The following is a 25,665-nucleotide window of genomic DNA, read 5'->3' as shown; positions in this document are numbered from 1 at the left end:
GAGCGAGAACCGCGAAAACGCGAGCGGGGAGGAACGACCCGCGAGCGAACCGGCTGAGCGTCTCATCGCGAAGCCGCGATCTCGGCGCTGATTAGCGCCGACGACTGACGCGCGGTCCCACAGCCCGCGAAACGTAGGTCGAGGCCCAACTCAAGATTCCTCGACGGTCAGTTCGAGTTCCCAGTCGTAGGGGCCGAACCACTCGCCGTCTTCTCTCCAGCGAACGCGCGATTCGAACCCGTAAGTTCCCGCTGGGAAGCACCGTTGCTCGCGCGGTTGCATCAGCGGGACGTACTCGGTGCAAAACGCTTCGCCGGGGTCGATCGTCACGCCGCGCGTCGTGTCGTAGCCGACAAATCGCGTGTGGGCCCGCCAGCACCCGTCCGCTTCGGGCGAGTCGGGGATCAGCAAGTGCTCTTTCGGCGCGTGGTTTTCCTCGTACTCGGGCGGGATAATGAACAGCTCTGCCGGTCCGGATTCGTTTTTCATGCCGTGGAACGGCGGCGGCGTGCCGAATGTAAACCGTCGCGACGAGGACGCCTCGTTTCGGACGCACAGTTCGACCACCGCGGGAGACTCGGGCGACATCTGCGACGCGACGGACGCGGACGTGCTAACGTCGCAGTCGGGGAACGCGTCGTCGGCTTCGATAGTCGGGAACGACATAGCGGACGCTCTGTGTTGCGATTGTGGTTTGTGGGCCGAAATAAATTCGTGTCGGCTGCCCTCGGTCTATTCGCCCAGCGCGGCGTTCGCGAGTCGCGCGCGATAGCGCGGCCCGGCGTCGCGACCGGGCGGCGCGCGCCACAGGCGGTCGACGGTGAAGATCGAGACCTCGACGGCGTACGAATCGAGTCGACTGGCGATCGGTGCGGAGGAGTTGCTAGTCGCCGGAGCGGCGTCGAGTGCGCGGCCGAGTACGGAGCCACCAGCGAGCACGCCGCCGAGGGCAGTTAACGTGTGTCTGCGTGAGCGGGGCACTGTGCGGTCGCTGCCAAACGACTTCCGGAGTACTACAAGTGCTTTCTGTGTCGCCGTGCGCCGGCGCTAGCTCGGACTCGATCCGTCGGCGAACGGATCGTCCACGTCGCCGATCACGTCGGCGTCCGGCTCGGGATTCTCTATCGGCTCCGCGTCGTCGATTCCGTCGGACGCCGCGTCGTCCGCGTCGATCGCCCGCGGGAGCCGGATCGTGATCGTCGTCCCGTCGTCGACGCCGATGTCGAGCGAGCCCCGCGAGGCCCGAACGGTCCAGCTGACCAGCCAGAGGCCGAGCCCGCTGCCGTGTTCCAGCGCCGTCTCGCGGCCGCGTTCGAGGACGACTCGCTCGGGGTCCGGGAGTCCGGGGCCGTTGTCGACGACCGCCAGCTCGATCCACTCGCCGTCGCGTTCGAGGGTGATCTCGACGCGCGGCGTCGCCGCGTCGTTGTGTTCCAGCGCGTTCTCGACGACCTCGAACAGCGCTTCCTCCAGCGAGACGTGGGCGCTGACCACCGCGCGCTCGGGCAGGTCGGCGTCGATCTCGGCCTCGGGGTAGGTGTCGCGCAGGTCGTCGAGCACCGCGTCGAGCGCCCGGACGACGTCGACGGGCGCGTCGCTGCTGTCGGCCGGCGCCAGCGTCCGCTCGATCGATCGAGCCTGGTTGCTCCAGTCGACCAGATCGCGGGCGGCCGACTCGATAGCGTCGGCGTGATCGAGCGAGTCGTCGTCCTCGACGGTATCTTCGAGGAAGTCGGCGTGGCCGAGGATTTTGTTGGTCTCCTGGCGGACGTTGTGGCGCAGCACGCGGTGGAGCACGTCGAGGCGCTGCTCCCGGAGCAGCCGGTCGGTGACGTCGTGGAACGTGATCAGCCGGCCCAGCTGGTGGCGACGGCCGCGCTCGATCGGCCGGGACGTGATCTCGAAGTATCGCTCGTGACCGCCGACCCGAAACACGACTTCGTCGATGGTCTCGGGCGGGCCGTCGAGCGGTTCGAGATCGCCCGCCAGCGCGGGAAACAACTGGGCGAACGGGTCGCCCCGTGGGTCGACGCCGTCGTCCAGCAGCGATCCGGCGGCCTCGTTGTAGTCGACGACGCGACCGCCGGCGTCGATGATCACCACGCCGTCTGAGACCTGCTCGAACGCGACGCCGTGGGCGACCGTCGGCGCGACCGGGGGCACCTCGAACAGGTCCTTCTCGAAGAGCGCCCACACGCCGACCGCGCCCGAAAAGGCGTAGGCGTACGGCGTCGGATCGACGGGGATCGGGAGCGACCCGCCGAGAAACGCGAGATTCACGACGACCGGCGCTGCGATAGAGGCCAACACGGCGACGGTCCGCGGGCGGTAGCGCTCGGGCACCGTCAGCATCAGGTGGACCAGTATCGCCGTTCCGAGGACCACCAGCGCGTAGGAGTACGCGACGTGGAGCCAGAAGCCGACCCCCGGCGTCAGAAACACCGTCGTGACCTCGCCGACCGTGACCAGCTCGTGGTCCGCGTAGAACAGTCCGTTGCGGTGGGTCGTCCAGACGAGCGCCAGCGCCGCGAGCGGTTCGATCGACAGCGCCGCGACCGACCGCCGGGTGAGCCACCGGTCCCGCCCCGTGTAGTCGAGCGCGAACGCGAACCACCCGGTCGGCACGAGGACGATGCCGAAGTACTGGGCGTACACCCAGGCGTACGACCACGTCGCGCTCTCGCTCGCGGCGGCGAACGCCGTGGCCAGCGCCCACACCGCGGCACCGAGGTTGAAGACGCCGAACGGGATCGCTCCGGGGTTCGGACGGCTCCGCCAGGCGTAGCCCGCGACGAGCAGACAGACCCCGGCGACGGGGAGCAGCGTCAGCGTGTAGATGTTCGTGAGTGTCATGGGGCGCTCTCCGGCGGCGATCGATCGACCGTTCGTAGCTTTCTATCGATGAGTCATATAACGTTTCTGGGGAAATCGCCGGATCGATGCCGCTACGGAGCGTCGCGATCCCCTGCGAGGGCGAGCAGTCGGACGGCCCCGGTCCGATCGACGGCCGGGCCGATGTCCAGAAAAGAGCGTTATCCGCCGTTCGAGCCGTCGCCGCTCTCGACACCCATCGCGTCGAACAGTTTGCTCTTGACAGCTTCCTCGGTCAGCGCAAGGAGAGTGTCGCGGTTCTCCTCGTTGGTCTCGATGCCGGTGAAGATGCCCAGCGGAATCTCCGCGCTGGCCTGCGTCGAGTGGCCCGCGGCTTCGCCGATCTCGCCGTAGGCGTCCTGTAGCACCTTGCCGATGTTCATCCGGATGTCCTTCGAGCGCGCTGCGAGGTAGATCGTGTCGTCGGCGATGCCGAACACGCCCGTCGTGGTGATCCCCACCAGGTTCAGGAGGTGCTGTGCGGCCTGGGTCAGCGCATCCCGGTCGCGGATGAACCCGGCGTTCGAGACGAGGTGGCTTCCCTGAACTTCGCGGCTCGTGATCGCCTCGGCGAGCACGTCCAGCGTCTCGGGCGACATCGACGGCGACTCGACCTGTTCGAGGGTGTCGTGGTTTGCGAACGGGTAGAGGTACGCCGCGGCGGTCAGATCCGCCGGATTGGTGTCGCGCTTGAAATCGAGCGTCTCGGCCCGGATCCCGTACAGGAGGGCGGTGGCGACCTCCTCGCCGACGTTCATGTCGAACTCCTGAATGTACTTCGTCATGATCGTCGACGTCGAGGACATGTTCGGGCGCACGTCGACGAACGCGGCGTCGTAGTCGACGTCGGGCTCGTAGTGGTCGATCAGCACGTCGATGTCCAGATCGACCTGGAACTCCGCGGACTTGGCGTGGTCGACCAGCGCGATCGTGTCGTACTGGTCGACCTCTTCGACCTCGTCCCAGTCGTTGAGTTCGATCCCCAGCAGGTTCGCGAACGCGCGGTTCTCCTGGTGGCCGATGTCGCCCATGTAGAAGATGTCGGCCTCGATATCGAGGTGGGCGGCGACAGCTTGCAGGGCGGTCGCGCTCGCGATCGAGTCGGGGTCGGGGTTGTCGTGGGTGAGGATCGCCATCCGGTCGCGCGTCTCCTCGATCACGTCGGAGAGCTGGCGGGCCTTGTGTTCGAGTTCGCCCGACTCCAGCGATCGCAGCGCGAAGTCGGCGATCACCGACGAGGGGTTGATCACGACGTCGGCGCCGAGTTCGCTGAGTTCGTCGCCCGAGACGGGGTCGCTCGCGCGGACGACGATGAACTGATCGTCGCCGTCCTCGCGGATCTGCTCGACCGCCGCCTTGTTCGCCTCGACGTCCGAGGACATGATCAACACGACCTCCCGGTCGGCGATCTCGTCGACGATCGACTCGTCGCGGATGTCGGCGGTCCGGGCGTTCAGGTCCTGGTCGCGCAGCGCCTCGACGCGCCCCTCGTCGCGGTCGATGATGAGCACGTCCTTACCCTGCTCGACCAACTCCTCGGCGACGACGTGGCCGACGCTGCCGCAACCCAAGATGGCGTAGTCCGACGTCGAGGAGATCGTGACCCCTGCACTCATGTGACCGACACCTTGCGGGGGCCACTACTTAACAATCCCGAAGAAGTGAGCGCCCGCCGACAGCAGTTTCAAACGGTGAACAGGTGACCCTCGGTCGGCACGTCGAACAGACCGATCCGGGCGCCGGCGTCGAGCCACGCGTGGCCGTAGGAAAACGACGCCAGCGCGTTCACGAGATCGTCGTTCTCGCGGAAATGTCGGCCGTCTTCGAGGTACGACGCCGCCATCTCGCGACACTCCAAAGCGGCGTCGTGCAGCGGCGTCCCCTCGGCCGGTGCGATCTCGGCGGCGTCGAGCGCCTCGGCGAGCAGGCCCTCGTAGCGGTCGGTCTTCTCGTCGATGTCGGCTGCCATGCGAGTGTGGTGGGCGGTCGCCGGGGAAAGCGCTTCGGCTGTCGGGTCGCCGGGCGCCAGAGCGCCGCCGCTGTTTGCGCTGTTTCGTCGAGCACTGTTTCGTCCCCTGGGCACCGTTACCGTAGGTTCTGGCACGTACGAGTCAGTACCCAAAATGCGGTCCGATCGCACAACAACGCAAGCTAAATACCCCCAGCGTAGCAACGTCCTGGCATGAGCGACGAGCCACGGGTGGAGATCTATACGAAGGAAAACTGCTCGTACTGCGAGAAGGCCAAGGACCTGTTCGACGCCAAGGGCGTCGACTACGAGGAGTACAACGTGACGGGCGACGACGAGCTGTTCGAGGAGATGGTCGAGCGAGCCGACGGCCGCAAGACCGCACCCGAGGTGTTCGTCGACGACGAGCTGATCGGCGGCTGGGACGACACGAGCGCGCTCGACGAGACCGGCGAGCTCGACGAGAAACTCGGACTTACCGAGGATGATAACGACGAAATCGTCGAGCACCGCACGCTCGTCGTCGCCGGAACCGGGATCTCCGGGCTCACTGCCGCGATCTACGCCGGCCGGTCGAACAACGACCCGCTGGTCATCGAGGGCGACGAGCCCGGCGGCCAGCTCACCCTGACGACCGACGTGGCGAACTACCCCGGCTTCCCCGAGGGGATCAGCGGCCCCGAGCTGGTCAACAACATGAAAGAGCAGGCTCGGAAGTTCGGCGCCGACCTGAAAAACGGCGTCATCGAGTCGGTCGACGACTCCTCGCGGCCGTTCCGCGTCGAGCTGAAAAACGGTGACGTGTACACGGCCGACGCCGTGATCGCCGCCAGCGGCGCGAGCGCCCGGACGCTCGGCGTCCCCGGCGAGGACGAGCTGATGGGCTACGGCCTCTCGACGTGTGCGACCTGCGACGGCGCCTTCTTCCGCGACGAGGACATGATCGTCGTCGGTGGCGGCGACGCCGCGATGGAGGAAGCGAGCTTCCTGACGAAGTTCGCCGACACGGTCTATCTGGTCCACCGCCGCGAGGAGTTCCGCGCCGAGGACTACTGGGTCGACCGCGTGCAAGAGCAGGTCGAAGACGACGACATCGAGATCCTGCGCAACACCGAGGTCACCGAGCTCCACGGCAGCGAGGAAGCCGGCGTCGAGGAGGTATCGCTGGTCGAACACCCCGAGGGCCACCCGACCGACAAGCTCGACGATCCCGAGTACGCCGAGGAGGTCGACGAGTTCGAGATGGACGTCGGCGCCGTGTTCTACGCCATCGGCCACACGCCCAACACCGGCTACCTCGAAGGGACCGGCGTGGAGATGGACGAGGACGGCTACCTGAAGACCAAGGGCGGCTTCGGCGGCGGCCAGACCGCCACCGACGTGCCCGGCATCTTCGGCGCGGGCGACGTCGTCGACTACCACTACCAGCAGGCGGTCACCGCGGCTGGCATGGGTTGCAAGGCCGCGATCGACGCCGACGAGTACCTCGAAGAGCGAACCGAAGCCGGCGACGCCGAGGCGTCGACCGAGGACGCCGCGCTGGCCGAGTCCGACGACTGATCGGCGAGGACGCCGCGGCAGAAGAACACCCCTCTTTTACGCCGCGACGCCGAAGCGTCGGTATGGCATCCGACGAAACGACGTTCACGATCGAGGCCGACGACGGATCGAGCGACGAGCTGTCCATCCCGACCGACATGCTGGAGCTGCTGGCCGAGGAGGACGGCGAGTCGCCAGCTCAGATCGTCGGCGACCTCGCGCTGATCAGCTGCGCTCAGCGCATCCACGGCGCCGTCCACCACGGGCAGGGCGAGGCCGGTCCCGAGATCAAGGAGATCGAGGAGGAGACGCTGGACCGCTTCGAGGAGCGGTTCGGCCAGACGTTCGGCGAGATGACCGGCCACGACCACTGATCGCCGCCGATCCGAAGCCGATTCTTCCGACGACGGTCACGCGCTCCAGGTGAGCACGACGCCGTCGTCGAGCCGTTCGACGCCCTCCAGCGTCAGCTCCGGAAACTCGTCGACGAACCCCTCACCGTCGGCCAGCGTCGGCGCGTCGCGACCGCCGATGAGCGTCGGACCGACGAACGCCGACAGCTCGTCGACGAGCCCGGCATCGAACAGCGAGAAGATGAGTTCGCCGCCGCCCTCGACCATCAGCCGCTCGACTCCGGCGGATTCCAGTTTCTCGAACGCCGCCGGGAGCGCGACGCGGTCCGCGCCGGCGCGAACGATCTCGGCGCCGCTCGCGCGAAGCGCGTCGACGCGCTCGTCGGGCGCGGCGTCGGCCACGAGGACGTACGTCGTCGCCGCGTCGTCGAGGATCCGGGCGTCGGTCGGCGTCCGCGCGCGGGAGTCGGCGACGACGCGGGCCGGGTTCGCCGGTTCCCCCTGATCGACCCGGCGCTCGCGTCGCTCCGACTCGTCGAGCGTCAGGCTCGGATCGTCGGCCAGCACCGTCCCGACGCCGACCATCACCGCGTCGCTGTCGGCCCGCAGCCGGTCGACTCGGTCGAAGTCCTCGGGCCCGCTGATCGCGATCTGCTTGCGGCGTCGCGACGAGAGCTTTCCGTCGACGCTGGTCGCTGCGTTGACGACGACGTGCACGTCCGGACGCTCTCGCTCGGCGACGAAAACAGCTTCGGGACGCGCGACCCTGCGCGAGGTCGGTCGGGTCGACGACTCAGCGAAGCTTCGCCAGCAGCTTGCCGAATCGCGATTCCTCGCCGATCGCGCTCAGTTTTTGTTTGGCGTCCTCCTCCTCGTCCAGCGTCTCTTCGAGCGGTTCGGTGACGTCCTCGTCGTAGTCGAGTTCGTCGGCCATCCGGAGCAGCGACTCGTACTGTTCGATCTCGACGGCCTCTATCCGGCGGCCGATCGCGACCGAGTGGGAGTCGACCAGGTCGGGGTCGTCGGTCGCCTCGACGACCCGCTGGCGGTCCGCGGCGAGGCCGTCCAGCGTCGCGCTGCGCTCGCTGTGGCTGGACGCGCCGATCGCGCGGAACGCGTCTTCGAGCCGGGTGGCGTGCTCGCGGGTCTCCTCGCGGTGGTCGGCGAACGCCTCCTTGATCTCATCGTTCCGCGACTCCAGGGCCAGTTCGTCGAGCACGTCGATCAGCTCGGTCTCGACGTAGTACAGCGCGGCGAGTTCGTGCTCGAAGAGGTCTTCGAGCGTATCGATGTCGGTCATGGCATAGGCTACGCCGCCCGCAAAGTAATAGTTCGGAGAAAGAACCGCACGAAAGTCCGGCGGCGTCGGATCCTATTCGACGATGATCGTGCCGGTCATCCCCGAGCCCTCGTGGGGCTCGCAGACGTACTCGTAGGTGCCCGCGACCTCGAAGGTGTACTCGTAGGTGTGGCCCGAATCGAAGGTATCGGTCTCGCCGGACCAGTCCGCGTCGCTCGGCTGGGACGTCGGGACGACGTTGTGGAAGTTCGAGTCCCACTCGAACGTGACGGTGGTTCCCGTCGAAACCGTCAGCTCCTCGGGATCGAACGTGAAGTCGCCGCCCGGGCCGACGATGACGGTGGAGCCACCGCCTCCGCCGTCACCGCTACCGTCGCTGCTGTCGCTGCTACCGTTGTTGTTCCCGCCGTCGTCGTTATTTCCATCGGCGGGCTCGGCATCGTCGCCGCTGCTCGTACAGCCTGCCAGCGCGGGCACCGCGGCCGACGCCGCTGCGATACTGACGAACCGCCGTCGGGAAACCCCGTCCGTTCGATCTGTCATTGTCTCCATCTGAGCGTAGCCGCCGGACACTGTTAACGGGGAAAGCCAATTCTCACGTCGTAGGAATCGGCTCGCAGTTCGCACTTAAACGACTGCAATGTGAAGGGTAACGGCTACACGGACGGACGAACCGGCCGATACGGCTGGCCCGCTTAAGTAGAATCGCCGGGGTCGGACGCGATGCGCGCCGGCGTTTACCGCGTGTACAGCGAGTACGCGATCACGAGAAAGCCGGCCAGTACGAGCACGCTCTCGGTGAGGACGCCCACAGCGAGCGACATCCCGATCACGTCGGCGACCACGCCGGCGAGGAACGTTCCCATGGTTATCAGGCCGAAGCCAAGCGCCAGCGCTCCGAGCGATCTGCTGTCGGTGCGACGGTACGCCCTGAACGCGAAGTACGTAATGACCCCGCCAGTGATCAGTATCAGTGTCTTGACGACCGCCATCGCCGTCGTTACCGCCGGTCCCGCAGTGCCGTGTGTCATAGTTCTTTGCTCACCTCCGACCACATGTCCGCGAGCCGCTCGTCGGCCGTGCGCGCCGGGCGGCTGACGTCGACTTCGAGGCTGCGATCGTCTTCGAGGACGAGTCGCACCTCGTCGAACGCGATCTCGTAGCGCGTCGTGTGGTGCCCGTCGCCGCGCACCTCCGTCAGCTCGTCGAGCAGCGTCGCGTCCGACATGGTGTCGAGCTTCCGGTAGATGGTCGACAGCGGAATCTCACATTCGTCGGACAGTTCGCTCGCGGTCATGGGTTCCTCAAGTTGCCGGATGATCGTCCGGCAGTCGGGATCTTCCAGCGCCCCGAGGAGCTCGTCTGCATCGGGGACGTCCTCGTCGGAAAACGGATCCCGTACCATCCTATCGTCCATGGTCGGTTGGGCCATATAAATGGTCTGTTGTTGCGACGCGGCGGCGACGGCGTCGGTCGCCGCGGACGGCCCGGCGAGAGTCCGACGCGACGACTGGTTCGAAGACCATGTCGCCGGCTACGGGCCTGCCGTCGGTAGGACGCCCGCCGAACATGTTCGCTACCGCGAGGGGCCGACGATTCCCGTCGCGTGAAAATTCGCTGTCCGGTTTTTACGCCCCCAGAACGCAGGGTAGAGCATGAACGGCGGTGTGCGCGCACGGATCGAGATCGAATCGCCCGGCGACTGCCCGGTCGCCACCGCATCGGTCGACGCCGACGCTCGGATCGACCGCATCGACCGCGCGACCGGAGGCCGCGACGGCGTCGTCGCCGAGGAGTTCGCCGTCGACGGCGACGCCGAACTGTCGGTCGACGCGACGCCGGTCGCGAGCGAGGGCGACCGGACGGTGTACCGCTTCGAGCGCGAGCGCGACGAGCTCTGTGCCTGCGATCTCGTCGAGCATACCGGGCCGCCGCTGGCCGACATCAGCGCCGCGGACGGCGGGCTGAAAATCTCATTCCGCGCCGCGGACGTCGCGGAGGTCCGGGCCGTCGTCGCCGCACTCGACGACGCGTTCGACGGCGTCCACCTCCGGACGCTGTCGCGCGGCGACGACGGCGGAGACGAGACCGACGCGGTCGTCGTGGACCGCTCTGCGCTGACCGACCGACAGCGGCGAGTGCTCAAACGCGCTCACGAACTCGGGTACTTCGAGTACCCCAAAGGAGCCAACGCCAGCGAGGTCGCCGAGGACCTGGGTATCGCGCGCTCAACGTTCACGGAACACCTCGCGGCCGCTCAGTCGAAGCTCTACGACGCGATGCTGGAAGGCGGCGTCGAACCCTGACAGGTAGCCGGTTGTACGCTTCTTTATCCGGGTGGCTCCCCGAACCCGCATCGAACGCTTTGATACTCACCGATGCGTATCATTCGCCTCGTTCGGCAGAGCGTCTGTACAGCCACCATGGAATATCAAGGACCATCGCCAGTACGACCGCGACCGCGACCCCCATCCCAAAACCATCGGTGAGACGAAGTGCCAGAAAAACGGCGACGGCGCTACCACCGATTCTCGTTAGTCGCTCGAGGTTCCAGTTGAAGAGGGCGGACTGCATCGTCGAACCTGTTCGTCATCGTGAATGATAGTCCCTTCGAGTCAAACGCTCGATGACCAGAGAGCGACGGATAGTCTCTGCCCCAAGTTGCTCGGGGGTTGCTCGCCCCTCGAAACGACGACCCCGTCGTGCCAACGATGCGGTCGGCGTCGGGGGAACGTCTCGGCGTCGGGGGAACGTCTCGGCGTCGGGCGGGACGACGCGGCACGTGCGTCTCTGCCCGGACGTTTCAAAGCCGTTCCGCGTACTCGAAATCGGTGCGGTCGGCCGTCGGCGTCGCGCCGTCCATCCGAATCTTCCAGCCGTCCAGCACTGTGGGATCGTTCAGCGCGTTCGTCAGCGTCGTCCGGACGTCCAACAGATCGACGCCGTAGTAGTCGTTCGGGACGCCCTGCAGGTACTGGAGCGCGGTCCGAAACAGCGAGCGCATCCCGTCGTCGTTCTCGAAGTCGAAGTGCTTGTACGCGCCCGCGGCGACCTGAACCATCCCGTGGGCGAACGCGCTTTCCGTGGTGCCGCTCCCGTAGTTGTACCACTCGTCCTCGAAGCAGTCGTGGGATTCGTGGAACTCGCCGGCGTTGTAGAGGCGGACGCCGTGGACCACGGCGCGCCGCAGCGTGGCGTGCTCCCACGCGCCCGATCCCCCGATCGCGTCGACGCCGTCGCCCGCGCCCTCGGGTCGCCACCCGGTCGGGTTTCCCGCCGGCGGTTCGACGGTCGGGTCGCGGGTGTGCTCGTCCATACGGTCGTACAGGGCGGCGAGCCGTGTAACTCCACCGACGCGAGGGCACGTCGCGGTCGGCCGCGTCCGACGCCGTCGTCCGGTCACAACCCTTATTCGGAACCGGGCGAGATGAACGTGGTATGACTATTGGCCCCGGGACGATCGGTCCAGTGCAACTGCCCCCGCGGGTCGCGCCTGTGGTCGACGCCGTCGCTCGGCCGGTCCCGAGCGTCGTCTGGCAGTACGTCGAGGCGATCCTGGTGTTGATCGTCGGCTGGTACGTCTCGAAGCTGGTCGTCCGGTCGGCCGGGCGGATGATCGCCCGACAGTTCGCGCGCCCCAGCATCACCCAGACGGTGCTGCGGGGGATCCGCGCGAGCGTCCTGCTGCTGTCGCTCGCGATCGCCGTCCAGATAATGGGCTTCCAGCCGGGCAACATCCTGCTGTCGGTGACGGTGTTCTCGGCGGTCGTGGCCGTCATCCTCGCGCCGATCGTGGCGTCGGTGATCAGCGGTCTGTTCGTGCTCGCCGACCAGCCGTTCGAGATCGGCGACATGATCGAACTCACCGACAACAACGGTGGCCAGAAAGGGTTCGTCGAGGACATCACGCTGCGGTACACCAAGATGTTCACGCTGGACAACACGTTCATCGTCGTCCCGAACTCGACGATCCGCGAGCGCGACGTGGTGAACTACTCCGCCGAGGACGAGCGAACCCGCCAGTCGCTGTCGATCCTCGTGACCTACGAGAGCGACCTCGCGGAAGCCCGGAAGCTCATCGAACGGTCGGCGCGACAGGTCGACAACGTCATTACTGGGGGACCGGGAATCCGGGTCGGCAGCGCGCGCTACGACGCCGCGCCGACCTGCTACATCGACGAGTACGCCGACCACGGCGTGTTGCTGACGTTACGCTACTGGCTGCAGGAACCGTACAAGCTGCTGGTCGCGCGTTCGCGCATCCAGGAGCACCTCTGGGGGCAACTGGAGGACGCCGACGTCGAGATCGCTTACCCCCACACTCACCTGATGTTCGACGACACGAGCGGGCAGGCTGACGTGGCGGTAACGCACAGGCGTTCGGCACAGCCGGAAGCGCCGCCGGAACAGCACCGGGCGGCCGATCGCGGTGGGCACGCGGCCGCGCACGGTGATGCCGAAGACGCCGCCGCGCAGGTCGACGCCGACCCCGAACCCCGCCCCGACGACGCCGACACCGAACCCCAACCCGACGACGCCGACACCGAACCCCAACCCGACGACGCCGACACCGAACCCCAACCCGACGACGCCGACACCGAACCCCAACCCGACGACGCCGACACCGAGTAACCACAGACGATTTTCGGGAAACTCGCCCGCACGGTCGCGCTCAGTTCGCGCTGACCGTGACTAGTTCGCAGTCGACACGCTCGCGTAGATAGCTCTCCACGTCCGGATCGTCGACGAGCTTGCGGATCATCCGGCGCCAGCGACCGGCCTGCTTGTGGCCGATGACGACGACGTCGGCGTCCTCGGAGGCGACCTCCTCCAGGATCGTCTCCTCGACGAGAAACGCCTTTCTGACCGCGTAGCGCGTCTTCCGTGGCACGTCGAACGCCGATTCGACCGATCGCTTGAGCTCCGAGCGCGTGACGTGGTTGCTGTCGTGGTACAGGTCGACGTGGAGGACGGTGAGCTGGGCGTCCCGCTCGCGGGCGATCTCGATCGCCTTCGCTAGCGTGTTCTTCGAGTGGGTCGTCAGCGGATACCGAACCGGGACGACGACGTGACTCATTGTTGGGATCGAGCGGCGGGCCGGGCGTAAGTGTTCGCTCTCGCGGTCACTCGTCGTCGGCCAGGCTGGGCGTTCCCGACCCCGGCGTCTCCGCCGCACCGCCGTCCGAAGCCGGTGCAGCGTCGGCGTCGATCGACGCCTCCCGCGGACCCGAATCGAGGCCGAGCCGGCGGATTCGTCCCTCGATCTCCGGGTCGACGCCGCGCTCGCGGGCGTACTCGACGAGCACGTCGTACTGGATGTCCAGCGTGTCGACGCGGTGGTGCGGTTCCAGCGCGGGGAACTCGTGGTCGGTCCCGAGCAGGTACTCGGAGGTCGCGACCGTGTAGGTCGCGTCGGGATCGACGGACTCGCCGTCCACGCGAACCCCCTCCAGCGCGGCGTCGGCGCCGTCCCAGACGATCTCGGCGCCGCTGACGTGGGCGTGCCACCACTCGGGCTCGCCCAGTTCGACCGTCGACCCGCTGGCCTGCCGGCAGATCGACCGCAGCTCCGCGCCCGTCACCTCCGCGACGACGATCGGCTCCTCGAAGGGCACGACGCTGATCAGGTCCGCCACGGTCACGTCACCTTCGAGGGGCTCGCCCGCTCGGATGCCGCCGCTGTTCTGGAGCCCGACGTCGGCGGCGCTGGCCCATCGGTAGGCGTCGGCGACGAAGTTGCCGATCCGGCTCTCCCCGCGGAACGCCGTCTCGTGGGTGCGCTCGACCGGCCGCTCGACCGCGTCGACGGTGGTCTCTAAGTCCGCGGCGACCTTTCGCTCGCGCAGCGCCGCGGCGACCTCGTCGTCGATCGGCGCCTCGGCGACGGCGTGGCGGGTTACCGTCGGCTCGCCGCCGCCGAACTCGATCTCGTAGAGCGACTCGCCGTTCGCGGCCGGGCGCGTCAGGACGGCGCCGCCCACTCTGGCGGTGCGCTCGGTGTGAGTGTGCCCGCCCAGCACAGCGTCGACATCGCACTCGGCGGCGATCCGCTCGTCGTCGGCCATGTGCGCGAGTGCGACGACGTAGTCGACGGCCCGGTCGCGCAGGGCGGCGGCGGCGTCCGCGACGGCGGGGACCGGATCCGTCACGGTGAGGTCCGACGCCGTCGGCGTGATCGAGGGTGTGGTCGGCGTCGTGACGCCGACGACGCCGATATCGTGGGAGCCGCGCTCGACGATCGTCCACGGCTCGGCGCCCGCGTCGGCGGCGAATCGCCGCCCGTCGAGTTCGACGTTCGCCGCGACCCACGTCTGGGGCGAGTCGTCGACGACCGATCGCAGCGCGTCGTAGCCGTGGTCGAAGTCGTGGTTCCCGAACGTGTCGACGTCGGGATCGACCGCGTCGAAGAAGTCCAGCGCCTGACGACCGTCGCTCACGAGCGACAGCACGCCCGGGGCGGTGTTGTCGCCGGCGCCGGCCAGCAGCGTCTCCGCGTCGCGGCGCTCGTCGATCACGCCCGCGAGGCGCCCGATCCGCTCGGGCGCGTCGTAGGCGTTCTCGACGTCGGAGTAGTGGAGGATCCGGAGGGCCATACACCGCTAGTGAGAACAGCGGGGGTAATATATCCTAGACCTAACCGGCTTCGACCGGGACCGCGTCCACGAACGCCTCGACGGCATCGCACGGCCGCGGCGTCGGGCCGCTGTCGAATCACCTATCCTCCCGGGGTCGTTACGGCTCCGCATGGAGACGCACACGACGCCCGACGGAGAGACCGTCTACGTGGCGACCGACGAGGGCGACCGCGGCTCGAAGGCGCCATTCTACGTCGCCTACGTGACGCCCGACCGCGAGCGCCGCTACGGCTGGTTCTGCGGCGAGTGCGAGACGGTCGACAACGCGATGGACGCGATGGGTCGGATCCAGTGCAATCGCTGTGACAACCTGCGGAAGCCGACCGAGTGGGACGCCGCCCACGAGTGAGGGTGGCGCCCGCTAGCAGTTTTTTCCGCCGGTGCGTAGCTTTATTAGGGCGGCTGGCATAGGGAGAATCGAATGGGTACTGTTAACACCCAACTGGACGACGAAGCCCGATCGATTTTCACCCGTCTGGGGTACACCGTCTCGGGAGACGGCGCCGAGTTCACCGCCGAACGCGGCTGGAAGGCGGTGCGGGTGACGACGATGGCCGAACCCGACGACCCGCCCGAGTCGGGCTGTCTTCGATGCTTCGTGACTCGCCGATCCGAAGCCCGCGAGATCAGGCGTCGGCTGGTGCGCACGGATCCGGACTACGACTGGGCGATCATCTCCGTCGCGAACGACGACTACGAGGTGGTTCGCGCACCCCCGGGCCCGGAAGCCAGCGCGTAACTGTCCCGAACGACGCCGGATCGACGCCGACTGATACGTGCTACTTTGTCACACAACCTATTCGGTAACTTGTAAGGCGACGCGAAAACAAGAGGGGGTACATGCGCTCTCCCAGCTCCGGACCCCGTCGACGGGAGCTGCTCGCCGCGCTCGGAGCGACTGCACTCGGTTCGACTGCAGGCTGTACCGACGCTCTCTCCCGTTTCGCCTGGTCCAGCCCCGACGACGTCTCCCTCACTATCGCGACGGTTCCCGCCAACGTCGACACCGCGGCCACACAGATGGCCCGCCAACTCGAGACGAATCTCGAAGCGGCCGGGATCAACGCCAGCTACGAACCCCAGAGCGAGGGGTCGGTTCTGCGCGGCGCGCTGATGGAACAGGAGTTCGACCTGTTTATCGCCCGCCACCCGGGCGTCAGCGATCCCGACGAGCTTCGGGGACTGCTCCACACCAGCTTTAGCGAGGAGGCCGGTTGGCAGAACCCCTTCGGATTCAACGAACCCGGCGTGGACGAACTGCTCACGGCCCAGAACACCCAGACCGGCACCGATCGGATGGGGACCGTGACCGAGCTGCAGGAACAGCTCTTCGAGCGCCAGCCCTTTGCGGTCCTGGCGTACCCCGACCATATCTCGGTCGGCAGCGCCGCGTTGAATCTCGAACGGACCCAAAGCGGCCTACTTGGCCCCCTCGACTATCTCCGACTGGGCGCGACGAACCCCGACATCGACCGACTCCGTGTCGGCCATCTCGGGTCGGCGATCACGCGCAACCGCAATCCGCTGTCGGTCGCTCACCACAGCCGAACGGAAATGCTCGGCCTCCTGTACGAACCCCTGGTCAGGCTGGTCGACGGCGAGTACCTGCCGTGGCTCGCCGAGACCGTCGACTGGGTCGACGACGCCCCGGAAACGACGGTCCGCGTGACGCTACGGGACGACCTCGAGTGGCACGACGGCGAGCGGCTCGACGCCACCGACGCGGCGTTCACCTACCAGTTCCTGCAGGACACCGCGATGGGCAACGAGTCGACGCCCGTTCCGGCGCCGCGGTTCCGCAGCGAGTCGAGCATCGTCACCTCGACGTCGACGCCGTCGAACTACACCCTCGAACTGACGTTCGGTGACGCCACCCGGGACGTCGCGCTCCGGTCGCTGACGGTGCCGCTGTTGCCGAGACACGTCTGGATCGAACGAACGAGCCTGGTCAGACAGTACATGACCAGAGCGCTCGTCTGGAACAACAGGCAGGCGATCGGGTCCGGCCCCTATCGGTTCGAAAACGCGAACGTCGGGAACCGGCTGTTGCTCTCGAAGAACGAGGACCACTTCCTGTTCGACGGGCGCGAACTCGACGAGCGCTACGATCAGTTCGCGGACGGCGGCGCGTTCGACGAGCTCCTGTTCGACATCGTCGAACACTCCCGCCTGCTCGTCATCGAAGTCGCGGACGACAGCATCGACATCAGTTCGTCACCGATCCTGCCCAAGCACGCCTCTGCAGCCGAAAGCGCGGACAGCGTCGAACTGCTGTCCGGCGACAGGGGCGAGTTCTACATGCTCGGATTCAACACCCGCCGGCATCCGATGACCAACTACCAGTTCCGTGCCGCCGTCGCTCGACTGATCGACCGGCAGTACTCCGTCGACGAGATCATGTACGGCCACGCCACGCCGTCGGACTCGCCGCTCTTGCGAACGGAGTACCTCGCCGACGAGTTCGCGTGGGACGAACAGAGCAACCTCGGACCGTTCCCCGGCGAGGCGGGCGAGGCCGACCAGAAACGAGCGAGAGACGTGTTCCGCGAGGCCGGATTCCGCTACAGCAACGACGGGCATCTCGTTACCCGAGACTGACCGGGCACGGCGCCGACGAATCGGTGTCGTGGATGCATCGACGCGCTCGCCAACCGAATCGGTCGTGTGTCGGCGTACCATTAAGTTCGTCCGCGAAGTAGCGGTAACTGTCATGGTTTTCAAAAAGATCACGCTGATCGGGACGAGTACCGAGAGCTTCGAGGACGCTGCCGACAACGCGCTCGATCGGGCCGAGTCGACGCTCGACAACATCCACTGGGCAGAAGTAGAGGAACTCGGCGTCGAGATCGCGTCGGCCGAAAACCGAGAGTACCAGGCCGAAGTCGTGGTCGCGTTCCAGTTAGAGGAGTAGCTACGTCCGGAACGACTCGCCGCAGCCGCACTCGCTGACGACGTTGGGGTTCTCGACGTGGAACCCCTCGGCCTGCAGGCCGCTCTCGAAGTCGACGACGCTGCCCTCGACGTAGTTCATGCTGGCGGGATCGACGAACACGCGCAGGTCGTGGTGTTCGTAGATCGTGTCGTCTTCGTCGGGCGCGTCGTCGAAGCGCATGCCGTAAGACAGCCCGGCGCAGCCGCCTTGCTGGACGAACAGCCGGAGGCCGGCCTCGTCGGTGTCCATCTCCTCCTGTTCGAGCAGCCCCAGCGCGCGCTCGGCGGCCGCCTCGGTGACCTCGATCGACGGCTGGGTCTCCCCGCCGGACGCGGCGTCAGTACTCATGGGTACGTGTAGTGCGGTCACGTAGATAACAGTGACGCCGCCGGGAGCGCCGGCCGGTGAAATCAAGCGGGTCGACGCCGTACCGGACCACGTATGAGCGTGCTGATCGACATCGCCTGCCCGGAGTGCGGTCGGACGCGGTCGGTGCGAAAAGTCGCGCTGGACCGGTACCGCTGCGAGGAGTGCTGCGTCGAGTTCTCGCAGGAAGACGTGCTTCCCGAGTAAGCGTATTCTCGTCGCTTACTCGTCGCCGAGACGCCGTCGGACGCTCTCGGCGTGGGCTTCCAGCCCTTCGGCGTCGGCCAGCGTCGTGACCGTGTCGCCGAGACTCTCCAGAGCGTCCCGGTCGAGGCGCTGGACGGTCGTCGACCGGACGAACGTGTCGACCGAGAGCCCGCCGGTGAGCTTCGCGCCGCCGCCGGTCGGCAGGACGTGGTTGGTGCCGCTGGCGTAGTCGCCCGCGGCGACCGGGGTGTAGGTGCCGAGGAACGCGCTGCCCGCGCTCTCGATCCGGTCGAGGATCGATTCGTCGTCCTCGGCGACGATCGAGAGGTGTTCGGGCGCGTACGCCTCCGCGAACGAGATCGCCTCGCTCATCGAGCGGGCGTGGAAGACGCCGCTGGCGTCGGAGTCGAGCGCGGCGCGGATCACGTCCTCGCGCTCGCGACCGTCGGCCTGCCGGTCGACGGCGTCGGCGATCTCGTCGGCCAGCGCCTCGTCGTCGGTGACGGCGACGACCGAGGCGTTCTCGTCGTGCTCGGCCTGCGCGACCAGGTCGGCGGCGACGTACTCGGGATCGGCGGTGTCGTCGGCGACGACGAGGATCTCGCTCGGCCCGGCGAGAAAGTCGATCTCGACGTCGCCGCGCACCTCGGCCTTGGCGGCGGTCACCCAGCGGTTGCCCGGCCCGACGATCTTCTGGACGCGGTTGACCGACTCGGTGCCGTAGGCCAGCGCGCCGACGGCCTGGGCGCCGCCGACGCTGTAGACGGTGTCGGCGCCGGCCGCGTGGATGGCCGCCAGCGTCGCAGGATTGATCGTCTCGGCCGGCGGCGTCGCGACGGCGACCTGCTCGACGCCGGCGACCTTCGCCGGGACGACGCCCATGATCGCGCTGGAGGGGTAGGCGGCGGTGCCGCCGGGCGCGTAGACGCCGACGCGCTCGATCGGCCGGAACCGACGGCCGAGTTCGCGACCGTCGAACGACTCGCGCCAGTCCTCGGGCACCTGCGCCTCGTGGAACTCGCGGACGTTCTCGACTGCCGCGTCGACGGCGTCGCGGAGGTCGGCGTCGATCTCGTCGTAGGCCCGCTCGGCCTCGTCGGTGATCTCCAAACTCCCGACGGTGACGTCGTCGAACTCCTCGCAGAACTCCCTGACGGCGACGTCGCCCTCCTCGCGGACCCGATCGACGATCTCGCGAACGTCCTCGCGCACCGCGGCGACGCCGGCGTCGCGATCGAACAGCGCGGACCGGTCGTCCGGACCGAGGTCGGCGACTGCACTCTCGTTCATACCCGTAGGTGAGAACGGCGCGAACAAACCGTTTCTGGATCACCGAGACGAGCCCCGAACGATCGGGAACGTTGTCCGCGGTCAGCGCACAATAATCTACCGTTACCGGGAACCGTCATTCGCGATTCCACAGCTTTTTTTGGTAGTAGCGGAAAGTCGTGTCCGAGCCAATACTAACGATGTCACGAAGCAACCGAGACTGGTGGCCGAACCAGTTGAACCTGGAGGTACTCGACCAGAACGCCGCCAACGTGGGGCCGTACGAGGACGACTTCGATTATGCCGAGGAGTTCCAGAAGCTCGATCTCGAGGAGGTGAAAGCCGATCTCAAGGACCTGATGACGTCGTCCCAGGACTGGTGGCCGGCCGACTACGGCCACTACGGTCCGCTGTTCATCCGGATGGCGTGGCACAGCGCCGGCACCTACCGCACCGTCGACGGCCGCGGCGGGGCGTCCGGCGGGACGCAGCGTCTCGCGCCGCTCAACAGCTGGCCCGACAACGGGAATCTCGACAAGGCACGCCGGCTACTGGAGCCGATCAAGCAGAAGTACGGCCGCAAGCTCTCGTGGGCCGACCTGATCGTCCTGGCAGGGAACACCGCCCTGGAATCGATGGGCATGCAGACGCTCGGCTGGGCCGGCGGACGCGAGGACGAGTACGAGCCCGACGAGGCCGTCTACTGGGGGCCCGAAAGCGAGTGGGAAGCGCCCCAGGACGAGCGCTTCGACGAGGACGACGAGCTCGACGAGCCGCTCGGCGCCACCGTGATGGGGCTCATCTACGTCGACCCCGAGGGGCCGGACGGCGATCCCGACCCGCTCAAGTCGGCAAAGCGCATCCGCCAGGCGTTCGGGCGCATGGCGATGAACGACGAGGAAACGGCCGCCCTCATCGCCGGCGGACACACGTTCGGCAAGTCCCACGGCGCCGAGAGCGACGGCATGGGGCCCGAGCCCGAAGCCGCGCCCATCGAGGAGCAGGGTCTCGGGTGGCCCGACTCCGGCAAGGGCTCGGAAACGACGACCAGCGGCATCGAGGGGGCCTGGAACCAGTGGCCGACCATGTGGGACACCTCCTACCTCGACAACCTGCTCGACTACGAGTGGGAGCTGACGGAGAGTCCCGTCGGTGCGAACCAGTGGGAGCCGGTCGACGAGGAAGCGAAAGACACCGTGCCGGACGCCCACGACCCCTCGGAGAAGCACGCTCCGATGATGATGACGACGGACCTCGCCCTCAAGCGGGATCCGGAGTTCCGGGAGACCATCGAGAACTTCCGCCAGAATCCGCCCGAGTTCCTCCAGGCCTTCGCGAGCGCGTGGTTCAAGCTCATCCACCGTGACATGGGCCCCGAGGAGCGGTTCCTCGGGTCGGACGCCCCCGACGAGACGTTCATCTGGCAGGACCCGCTCCCCGACGCCGACTACGACCTGATCGGCGAGGAGGAGGTCGACGAGCTCGAGGAGGAAATCCTCGACTCGGAGCTGACGGTCTCCCAGCTGGTCAAGACCGCCTGGGCGTCGGCGTCGACGTACCGCGACAGCGACAAGCGCGGCGGCGCCAACGGCGCCCGCATCCGACTCGAGCCCCAGCGGAGCTGGGAGGTCAACGAGCCGGCGCAGCTGGAGACGGTGCTGTCGACTTACGAGGAGATTCAGGCCGAGTTCAACGACTCGCGATCCGACGACGTTCGCGTCTCGCTCGCCGATCTCATCGTGCTGGGCGGCAACGCTGCCGTCGAATCGGCGGCGGCCGACGCCGGCCACGACGTCGAGGTCCCCTTCGATCCGGGCCGGACGGACGCCACGCAGGACCAGACCGACGTCGAGTCCTTCGAGGCGCTCAAACCGGAGGTCGACGCGTTCCGTAACTACTTCGGCGGCGAGTACGACGGCCCCGTCGAGGAGCTACTGGTCGACCACGCCGACCTGCTCGACCTGACGCCGTCCGAGATGACGGTGCTGGTCGGCGGGCTCCGCGCGCTGGACGCGAACTACCAGGACTCCGACCTTGGCGTCTTCACGGACGAGCCGGGGACGCTGACGAACGACTTCTTCGCGAACCTGCTCTCGATGGACTACGAGTGGGAGCAGGCCGACGGCTCGGAGGAGCGCTACGAGCTCCGCGACCGCGAGACGGGCGACGTCGAGTGGGAAGCGAGCCGTGCTGACCTCATCTTCGGCTCGAACTCCCGCCTTCGAACGCTGGCCGACGTCTACGCGAGCGAGGAGGAGAAGTTCGTCGAAGACTTCGTGGACGCCTGGCACAAGGTCATGAGTCACGACCGCTTCGATCTCGAATAACGGCGCCGCGACTCTCTGCGTCATCTTTCGTTGCAGTTTGAGGGGTCGTACAGCTACAGTTGCTGCGAACAGCGTTGCCACGAGGTACAGCCGTCGCTCTCGAAGGATGAGTGTCGCCCGGAACACTAACGACCGGTATCATCCGTGGGCGGCAGGCCCTGTCAACCGGGAAACCCTCGTGCCGGGCGGGTTGAGCGTCGCTCAACCGGACGACCCGGCGGTTCACACCGTCGGGCGGGTCGAACAATCTCGACCGGTTCAGCAACTGCGTGTCGCGCACCCGGGTTCTCCGCGCTGTCATCGCGTCCTGGCGGACGTGCTCGGGCGGGGACTAAAGGTACGCAGTCGGACGTAGGTCCGCCCCTGCAAAAAGGATGTCGTGCCGATGTCGCTCCCCGAGCCGCCGATCGACACCGTTCACCAGTTCGCGACGACTTCGTCGATGCAACCCTCCGCGGCGTCGTAGTACGAGAAGTGATCGGGGACATAGCTCACGTCGTGGTCCCGGTAGTTCGCCGGCGGCGTCCCCTCGACGCCGTTGGATCCGAGCGCGCCGTCCCACTCGGCGCTTCCATAGGCCCAGTTGAGGACGCCGTCGTCCTCGTTCCAGTAGTTGTCCACCCGTCCGACGACCTCCCCCAGCGCCGGGCCGTACCGGCCGGACGTGCTGGCCGACTGGTCGTCAGCTGCGGCGCCCAGCAGCGTCAGGGCGTCGACAGTTCGTCCCGCACCCCACGCCGAGAGCGACCGGGCTGCCGAGAGAACGACCTGTGCACCGAGGGAGTAACCGACGTAACGGACGGTGGCGTCCGGACAGGCATCCAGATAGTCCACGGTGAACTGCGCCAGTTTGGCCCCGTTCTTGCGCGCTATCTCGGTCGTCTCCCACCAGTCCCACAGCGGGTTATCGGCGTCCCAGGTGTAGCCGATCGTCGTGCCGCCGTAGCCGCTGGTCGCGAGCGATCCGGCGGCGTCGCTCGTCGTCTCGGGCGCCTCGCCGTTCTTGGTCTTGTAGCCGTGGACGAACACGGTCAGGTCCCCCGCGCAATTCCCGGTGTCGATCCCCGGAACCGCACCGTTCGTTCCGTACTCGCGCGGACCGTACCGGTCGTCCCGTACGACCGATCCCCACTCGATGTCGAAGTGGCCTCGCGTCGTGACCAGCGGAACGGTCTCCGCAGCCTGTACGCTTGCCGGACTGATCGCTGCCCCGATAACACCTGCTCCCGCCAGTTTACAGAACGTTCTCCGTTGCATAGCTCCCGCCGAGAAATAATACATGAATCATGATTATAAAAATCGCAGAACTTGCGGCGAGACGATCCGTGTTGAACGCGTTGAAAGTTCAGTCCTCGATCGCGACGACGCCGAGCTTCCAGAGGACGCCGAACGCGAACAGCCCGACCGCGATCGCAAAGCCCGAGAGGAACAGCGGCGCCGCGACGGTGCGCGCGAGATCGTAACCGATCGCAAGCCGCGAAAACCCCATCGTGACGAACCCGCTGATGACGAGGAGAGCAGACAGGCCGACCAGTTTCGTCAGCGTGGTGGCCCGCATCTCGATCTGGGCTTACAGCTGGTACTCGGCTTCGCGCAGCTGGACGTACTTGCCGTCGCGGTAGCCGAACTTGCGCCACTTGTACTCGCCGACGACTTTGAGGCCGGCCAGTCCCGAACGAAGCTGCCAGCGTAGCAGTTTGTCGTCCTCGGGCGCCAGCAGGTCGTTGGCGACGCCGAAGGTTCGGTCCCAGTCTGCGGGCCCGTAGTCGGCGACGATGTCGGCGAACGTGACGTTCCGCAGTAGCTCGTCGCCGATGGCCTCTTTCCAGGCGTCGTTGTAGCGACGGAGTTCGTCGTCCGCGGCGAGTTCGCCAGCGATCCGCCCCGAGCGCACGGCGACGTGATAGCCACCCTCGTGGAACGCCGAGGTCGTGCCCATCGCGCCGCCGGCGACGGCGATGCCGGCGCGGGTCGGCGAGTCGATCGGCCGGGTCGAGGAGATGGCGTACGTCTCGGTGCCGCCGCGCTTGCCGCGGTCTTCGACGAGCGGGAAGTCCTCCTCGACGTCGTACTCGTCGCCGTACTCGCGTTCGAGCAGGCGCTGGATGTACTCCCCTCCCGAGGGGATGCCGTCGTCGTCGGGCCGCAGGAGGGCGTAGTCCTCGCGGTTCTCGATCTCGTCGATGTCCAGTCCGATCGGCATCGTCAACCCGATGCGGGCGACGTTGCCGTCGTTGGGGAACACCCACGGGTAGGCCGTCTCGCCGGGCATGTACCCCCACCAGAACTTGAGTCGGTCGTCCTCGAAGACCTCCTCGGGCACCTCGCGGTGCTCCTGGTAGGCGATGTGGTTCGCGTGGGTCGTCCCGACGTAGTCGGTGATGTCGACGTCCGCCGGCAGGTATCGGTCGAGTACGCGACTCGTGACCTGACGCTGCGGGCCGTCCGCCAGTACGAGGTACTTCGCGCCGATGTCCTCGCCGTCGCGCAGGCTGAGGACGTGGCGCGGGTCGCCCGACAGGTCGGTCTCCACGTCGGTGACGCTGACGCCGACGCGGTAGTCGGCGCCCTCGCTCTCGGCCTCCTCGCGGAGCCAGTCGTCCATCCGAGCGCGCTGGAAGGTGAACCCGAACCCGTCGTAGCCGGCGTCCATTCCAGTGGTGTCGAGCGAGACCGACTCGTTCGGGCCGACGAAGTCCGTCCCCGAGAGCTCCCGGAGGATCGCCTCCTCGGGGATGCGCTCGTAGTCGATGTCCATGATGTCGACCCAGTAGTCGAGCATCCCCGCTGCGTCCGTCGAGTCCGGACCGAGTCCGTCGCGATCCTCGCGGGGGACGCCCTTCTCCAGTACCACCGCCCGGGAGCCGCCCTTGGCGGCCTCCCAGCCGGCACACGTCCCCGCGGGACCGCCACCGACGACGGCCACGTCGTACCGCTCCATACACCGAAGGGTCCGTGCCAGCGATATTAATGTCCCGATAGCACGCGGTGGCTTGGCGACGCGGCGTCTCCGGGAGCCTACGACGTGGCAGAGCCGTGGAACTTTCGCGCTAGATTATTTCAGGGTGGCCCGCGCAGTTACCCGCATGGAATCCGACAGCTTCGAGGCCGGCGGCGAGCACGTCGACGTCGAGCGCGACGGCGCGGTGGGGACGATCACGATGGCTCGGCCCGACGCGTACAATGCGCTGAGCGAGGCGATGGCCGGCGACCTGCGCGACGCCGTCATCGAACTGGCTGACTCGGACGACGACGTGCGCTGCGTCGTGCTGACCGGCGTCGACGACTGGTTCAACACCGGCGCCGACCTCGCGGCTCTGGAGGGCGACGAGTCAGACGGCCGGCGGCTGCGTGCCTTGGCCTCCCGGCTCCACGCGGCGATCCGGCACATGGCCACCGCGCCAAAGCCCGTGATCGCGGGCGTCAACGGCACCGCGGCGGGCGCCGGCTTCGGCCTCGCGATGGCCGCAGACCTCGTGGTCGTCTCGGAGGACGCCCGCTTCGAGTACGCCTACCCGCGGCTCGGGCTGTCGGGCGACGGCGGCATCACCTACCTCCTGCCGGAGCTCGTCGGCCACCGACGGGCTCGCGAGATCGCGCTCATGGACGCGCCGATAGACGCCGAGCGCGCGGTCGACTTCGGTCTGGCGACCGAGGTCGTCCCGGCGAGCTCGTTCGAGGATCGCGTCGAGGAACTCGCCGACGAGATGGCATCGGGGCCGACGCGGGCCTTCGGCGCGACCAAGCGTCTCATGGCCAACAGCCACGGCCGGACGTTCGATGAACATCTGGAGGCCGAGACCGACACGATCGCGCGCCTCGCAGGCACCGACGACTACGCCCGAGGTCACGAGGCCTTCTTCGGCGACGAGGACCCCGAGTTCCGGGGCGAGTGAG

The 25,665-nt window shown here is 67.3% G+C and carries 29 protein-coding genes; 11 read left to right on the top strand and 18 right to left on the bottom strand.

What is annotated here, in order from left to right; translation table 11 throughout:
- Nucleotides 1-150: 150 nt before the first annotated feature.
- The 5 genes from NO931_RS08060 to NO931_RS08040 form a co-directional block, all read right to left on the bottom strand.
- Nucleotides 151-666, bottom strand: coding sequence for a hypothetical protein (locus NO931_RS08060; protein ID WP_256391146.1), 516 nt, complete (start codon nt 664-666; stop codon nt 151-153).
- Between the two features lie 66 nt (nt 667-732).
- Nucleotides 733-981 carry a hypothetical protein gene (locus tag NO931_RS08055; protein WP_256391145.1) on the bottom strand — a complete coding sequence of 83 codons (249 nt, stop codon included), beginning with the start codon at nt 979-981 and terminating at the stop codon, nt 733-735.
- Nucleotides 982-1,047: 66 nt separating this feature from the next.
- Complete coding sequence (locus NO931_RS08050) at nt 1,048-2,853, bottom strand: sensor histidine kinase (RefSeq protein ID WP_256391144.1); 1,806 nt, start codon at nt 2,851-2,853, stop codon at nt 1,048-1,050.
- 179 nt (nt 2,854-3,032) lie between these two features.
- Entirely contained in the window at nt 3,033-4,487 is a 1,455-nt protein-coding gene (locus tag NO931_RS08045) for a DHH family phosphoesterase (protein ID WP_256391143.1), read from the bottom strand.
- 68 nt (nt 4,488-4,555) lie between these two features.
- Nucleotides 4,556-4,840: a DUF357 domain-containing protein gene (locus NO931_RS08040; protein WP_256391142.1), complete on the bottom strand. Its 285-nt coding sequence runs from the start codon at nt 4,838-4,840 to the stop codon at nt 4,556-4,558.
- Nucleotides 4,841-5,053: 213 nt separating this feature from the next.
- Between NO931_RS08040 and NO931_RS08035 the strand changes: the two genes are divergently transcribed.
- Both NO931_RS08035 and NO931_RS08030 read left to right on the top strand, forming a co-directional pair.
- Nucleotides 5,054-6,400, top strand: coding sequence for an FAD-dependent oxidoreductase (locus NO931_RS08035; protein ID WP_256391141.1), 1,347 nt, complete (start codon nt 5,054-5,056; stop codon nt 6,398-6,400).
- A gap of 62 nt (nt 6,401-6,462) precedes the next feature.
- Nucleotides 6,463-6,753, top strand: a complete 291-nt coding sequence (locus tag NO931_RS08030; protein WP_256391140.1) for a DUF7545 family protein — start codon at nt 6,463-6,465, stop codon at nt 6,751-6,753.
- 36 nt (nt 6,754-6,789) lie between these two features.
- On the opposite strand, the gene NO931_RS08025 is transcribed toward NO931_RS08030, so the two are convergent.
- The 5 genes from NO931_RS08025 to NO931_RS08005 all read right to left on the bottom strand — a co-directional run bounded on the left by NO931_RS08025 (nt 6,790) and on the right by NO931_RS08005 (nt 9,437).
- On the bottom strand, nt 6,790-7,449 hold the full coding sequence (locus NO931_RS08025; protein ID WP_256391139.1) for a 2,5-diamino-6-(ribosylamino)-4(3H)-pyrimidinone 5'-phosphate reductase: 660 nt from the start codon (nt 7,447-7,449) through the stop codon (nt 6,790-6,792).
- A 76-nt stretch (nt 7,450-7,525) separates the two neighbouring features.
- A complete protein-coding gene (locus NO931_RS08020; protein ID WP_256391138.1) occupies nt 7,526-8,032 on the bottom strand; it encodes a YciE/YciF ferroxidase family protein in 507 nt (168 codons plus the stop codon).
- Between the two features lie 72 nt (nt 8,033-8,104).
- Nucleotides 8,105-8,575: a plastocyanin/azurin family copper-binding protein gene (locus NO931_RS08015; RefSeq protein ID WP_256391137.1), complete on the bottom strand. Its 471-nt coding sequence runs from the start codon at nt 8,573-8,575 to the stop codon at nt 8,105-8,107.
- 194 nt (nt 8,576-8,769) lie between these two features.
- Nucleotides 8,770-9,063 carry a DUF7521 family protein gene (locus tag NO931_RS08010; protein ID WP_256391136.1) on the bottom strand — a complete coding sequence of 98 codons (294 nt, stop codon included), beginning with the start codon at nt 9,061-9,063 and terminating at the stop codon, nt 8,770-8,772.
- The gene (locus NO931_RS08005; protein WP_256391135.1) at nt 9,060-9,437 is read right to left on the bottom strand and encodes an ArsR/SmtB family transcription factor; all 378 of its coding nucleotides are present in this window, start codon (nt 9,435-9,437) and stop codon (nt 9,060-9,062) included. Before NO931_RS08005 ends, NO931_RS08010 begins: the two co-directional genes overlap by 4 nt.
- A gap of 250 nt (nt 9,438-9,687) precedes the next feature.
- Here NO931_RS08005 and NO931_RS08000 point away from each other — a divergent pair, with 250 nt between their 5' ends.
- Nucleotides 9,688-10,338, top strand: a complete 651-nt coding sequence (locus NO931_RS08000; protein ID WP_256391134.1) for a helix-turn-helix domain-containing protein — start codon at nt 9,688-9,690, stop codon at nt 10,336-10,338.
- A gap of 497 nt (nt 10,339-10,835) precedes the next feature.
- Here NO931_RS08000 and NO931_RS07995 read toward each other — a convergent pair whose 3' ends face one another.
- Entirely contained in the window at nt 10,836-11,348 is a 513-nt protein-coding gene (locus tag NO931_RS07995) for a DUF309 domain-containing protein (RefSeq protein ID WP_256391133.1), read from the bottom strand.
- A gap of 122 nt (nt 11,349-11,470) precedes the next feature.
- On the opposite strand from NO931_RS07995, the gene NO931_RS07990 reads away from it, so the two are divergent.
- Nucleotides 11,471-12,664 carry a mechanosensitive ion channel domain-containing protein gene (locus tag NO931_RS07990; protein ID WP_310737317.1) on the top strand — a complete coding sequence of 398 codons (1,194 nt, stop codon included), beginning with the start codon at nt 11,471-11,473 and terminating at the stop codon, nt 12,662-12,664.
- A gap of 40 nt (nt 12,665-12,704) precedes the next feature.
- Here NO931_RS07990 and NO931_RS07985 read toward each other — a convergent pair whose 3' ends face one another.
- Both NO931_RS07985 and NO931_RS07980 read right to left on the bottom strand, forming a co-directional pair.
- Entirely contained in the window at nt 12,705-13,109 is a 405-nt protein-coding gene (locus NO931_RS07985) for a universal stress protein (protein WP_256391131.1), read from the bottom strand.
- A 46-nt stretch (nt 13,110-13,155) separates the two neighbouring features.
- Nucleotides 13,156-14,625, bottom strand: coding sequence for a bifunctional metallophosphatase/5'-nucleotidase (locus NO931_RS07980; protein ID WP_256391130.1), 1,470 nt, complete (start codon nt 14,623-14,625; stop codon nt 13,156-13,158).
- A 151-nt stretch (nt 14,626-14,776) separates the two neighbouring features.
- Between NO931_RS07980 and NO931_RS07975 the strand changes: the two genes are divergently transcribed.
- From NO931_RS07975 to NO931_RS07960, 4 genes are all read left to right on the top strand, one after another.
- Nucleotides 14,777-15,016, top strand: coding sequence for a DUF5816 domain-containing protein (locus tag NO931_RS07975; protein ID WP_256391129.1), 240 nt, complete (start codon nt 14,777-14,779; stop codon nt 15,014-15,016).
- Between the two features lie 72 nt (nt 15,017-15,088).
- The gene (locus NO931_RS07970) at nt 15,089-15,406 is read left to right on the top strand and encodes a DUF7116 family protein (protein WP_256391128.1); all 318 of its coding nucleotides are present in this window, start codon (nt 15,089-15,091) and stop codon (nt 15,404-15,406) included.
- Between the two features lie 101 nt (nt 15,407-15,507).
- Complete coding sequence (locus NO931_RS07965; protein ID WP_256391127.1) at nt 15,508-17,265, top strand: ABC transporter substrate-binding protein; 1,758 nt, start codon at nt 15,508-15,510, stop codon at nt 17,263-17,265.
- Nucleotides 17,266-17,377: 112 nt separating this feature from the next.
- Nucleotides 17,378-17,578 carry a dodecin gene (locus NO931_RS07960; RefSeq protein ID WP_256391126.1) on the top strand — a complete coding sequence of 67 codons (201 nt, stop codon included), beginning with the start codon at nt 17,378-17,380 and terminating at the stop codon, nt 17,576-17,578.
- Here NO931_RS07960 and NO931_RS07955 read toward each other — a convergent pair whose 3' ends face one another.
- Nucleotides 17,579-17,947, bottom strand: coding sequence for a HesB/IscA family protein (locus tag NO931_RS07955; RefSeq protein ID WP_256391125.1), 369 nt, complete (start codon nt 17,945-17,947; stop codon nt 17,579-17,581).
- 93 nt (nt 17,948-18,040) lie between these two features.
- Between NO931_RS07955 and NO931_RS07950 the strand changes: the two genes are divergently transcribed.
- Nucleotides 18,041-18,172, top strand: a complete 132-nt coding sequence (locus NO931_RS07950; RefSeq protein WP_256391124.1) for a hypothetical protein — start codon at nt 18,041-18,043, stop codon at nt 18,170-18,172.
- A 15-nt stretch (nt 18,173-18,187) separates the two neighbouring features.
- Here NO931_RS07950 and hisD read toward each other — a convergent pair whose 3' ends face one another.
- The gene (gene hisD / locus NO931_RS07945) at nt 18,188-19,462 is read right to left on the bottom strand and encodes a histidinol dehydrogenase (RefSeq protein WP_256391123.1); all 1,275 of its coding nucleotides are present in this window, start codon (nt 19,460-19,462) and stop codon (nt 18,188-18,190) included.
- Between the two features lie 179 nt (nt 19,463-19,641).
- On the opposite strand from hisD, the gene katG reads away from it, so the two are divergent.
- Complete coding sequence (gene katG, locus NO931_RS07940; protein WP_256391122.1) at nt 19,642-21,768, top strand: catalase/peroxidase HPI; 2,127 nt, start codon at nt 19,642-19,644, stop codon at nt 21,766-21,768.
- 417 nt (nt 21,769-22,185) lie between these two features.
- Here the strand turns inward: katG and NO931_RS07935 are convergent, their stop codons facing one another.
- The 3 genes from NO931_RS07935 to NO931_RS07925 all read right to left on the bottom strand — a co-directional run bounded on the left by NO931_RS07935 (nt 22,186) and on the right by NO931_RS07925 (nt 24,709).
- Complete coding sequence (locus NO931_RS07935; RefSeq protein ID WP_256391121.1) at nt 22,186-23,025, bottom strand: DUF726 domain-containing protein; 840 nt, start codon at nt 23,023-23,025, stop codon at nt 22,186-22,188.
- 88 nt (nt 23,026-23,113) lie between these two features.
- Entirely contained in the window at nt 23,114-23,326 is a 213-nt protein-coding gene (locus tag NO931_RS07930) for a hypothetical protein (RefSeq protein WP_256391120.1), read from the bottom strand.
- Nucleotides 23,327-23,338: 12 nt separating this feature from the next.
- A complete protein-coding gene (locus NO931_RS07925) occupies nt 23,339-24,709 on the bottom strand; it encodes an NAD(P)/FAD-dependent oxidoreductase (RefSeq protein WP_256391119.1) in 1,371 nt (456 codons plus the stop codon).
- 145 nt (nt 24,710-24,854) lie between these two features.
- Here NO931_RS07925 and NO931_RS07920 point away from each other — a divergent pair, with 145 nt between their 5' ends.
- Nucleotides 24,855-25,664, top strand: a complete 810-nt coding sequence (locus NO931_RS07920) for an enoyl-CoA hydratase/isomerase family protein (protein WP_256391118.1) — start codon at nt 24,855-24,857, stop codon at nt 25,662-25,664.
- Nucleotide 25,665 lies beyond the last annotated feature (1 nt).

Source organism: Natronoarchaeum rubrum (genome assembly GCF_024494695.1).
Note: the sequence above shows the minus strand (reverse complement) of the source record. Positions and strands in the feature narration are given on the sequence as shown.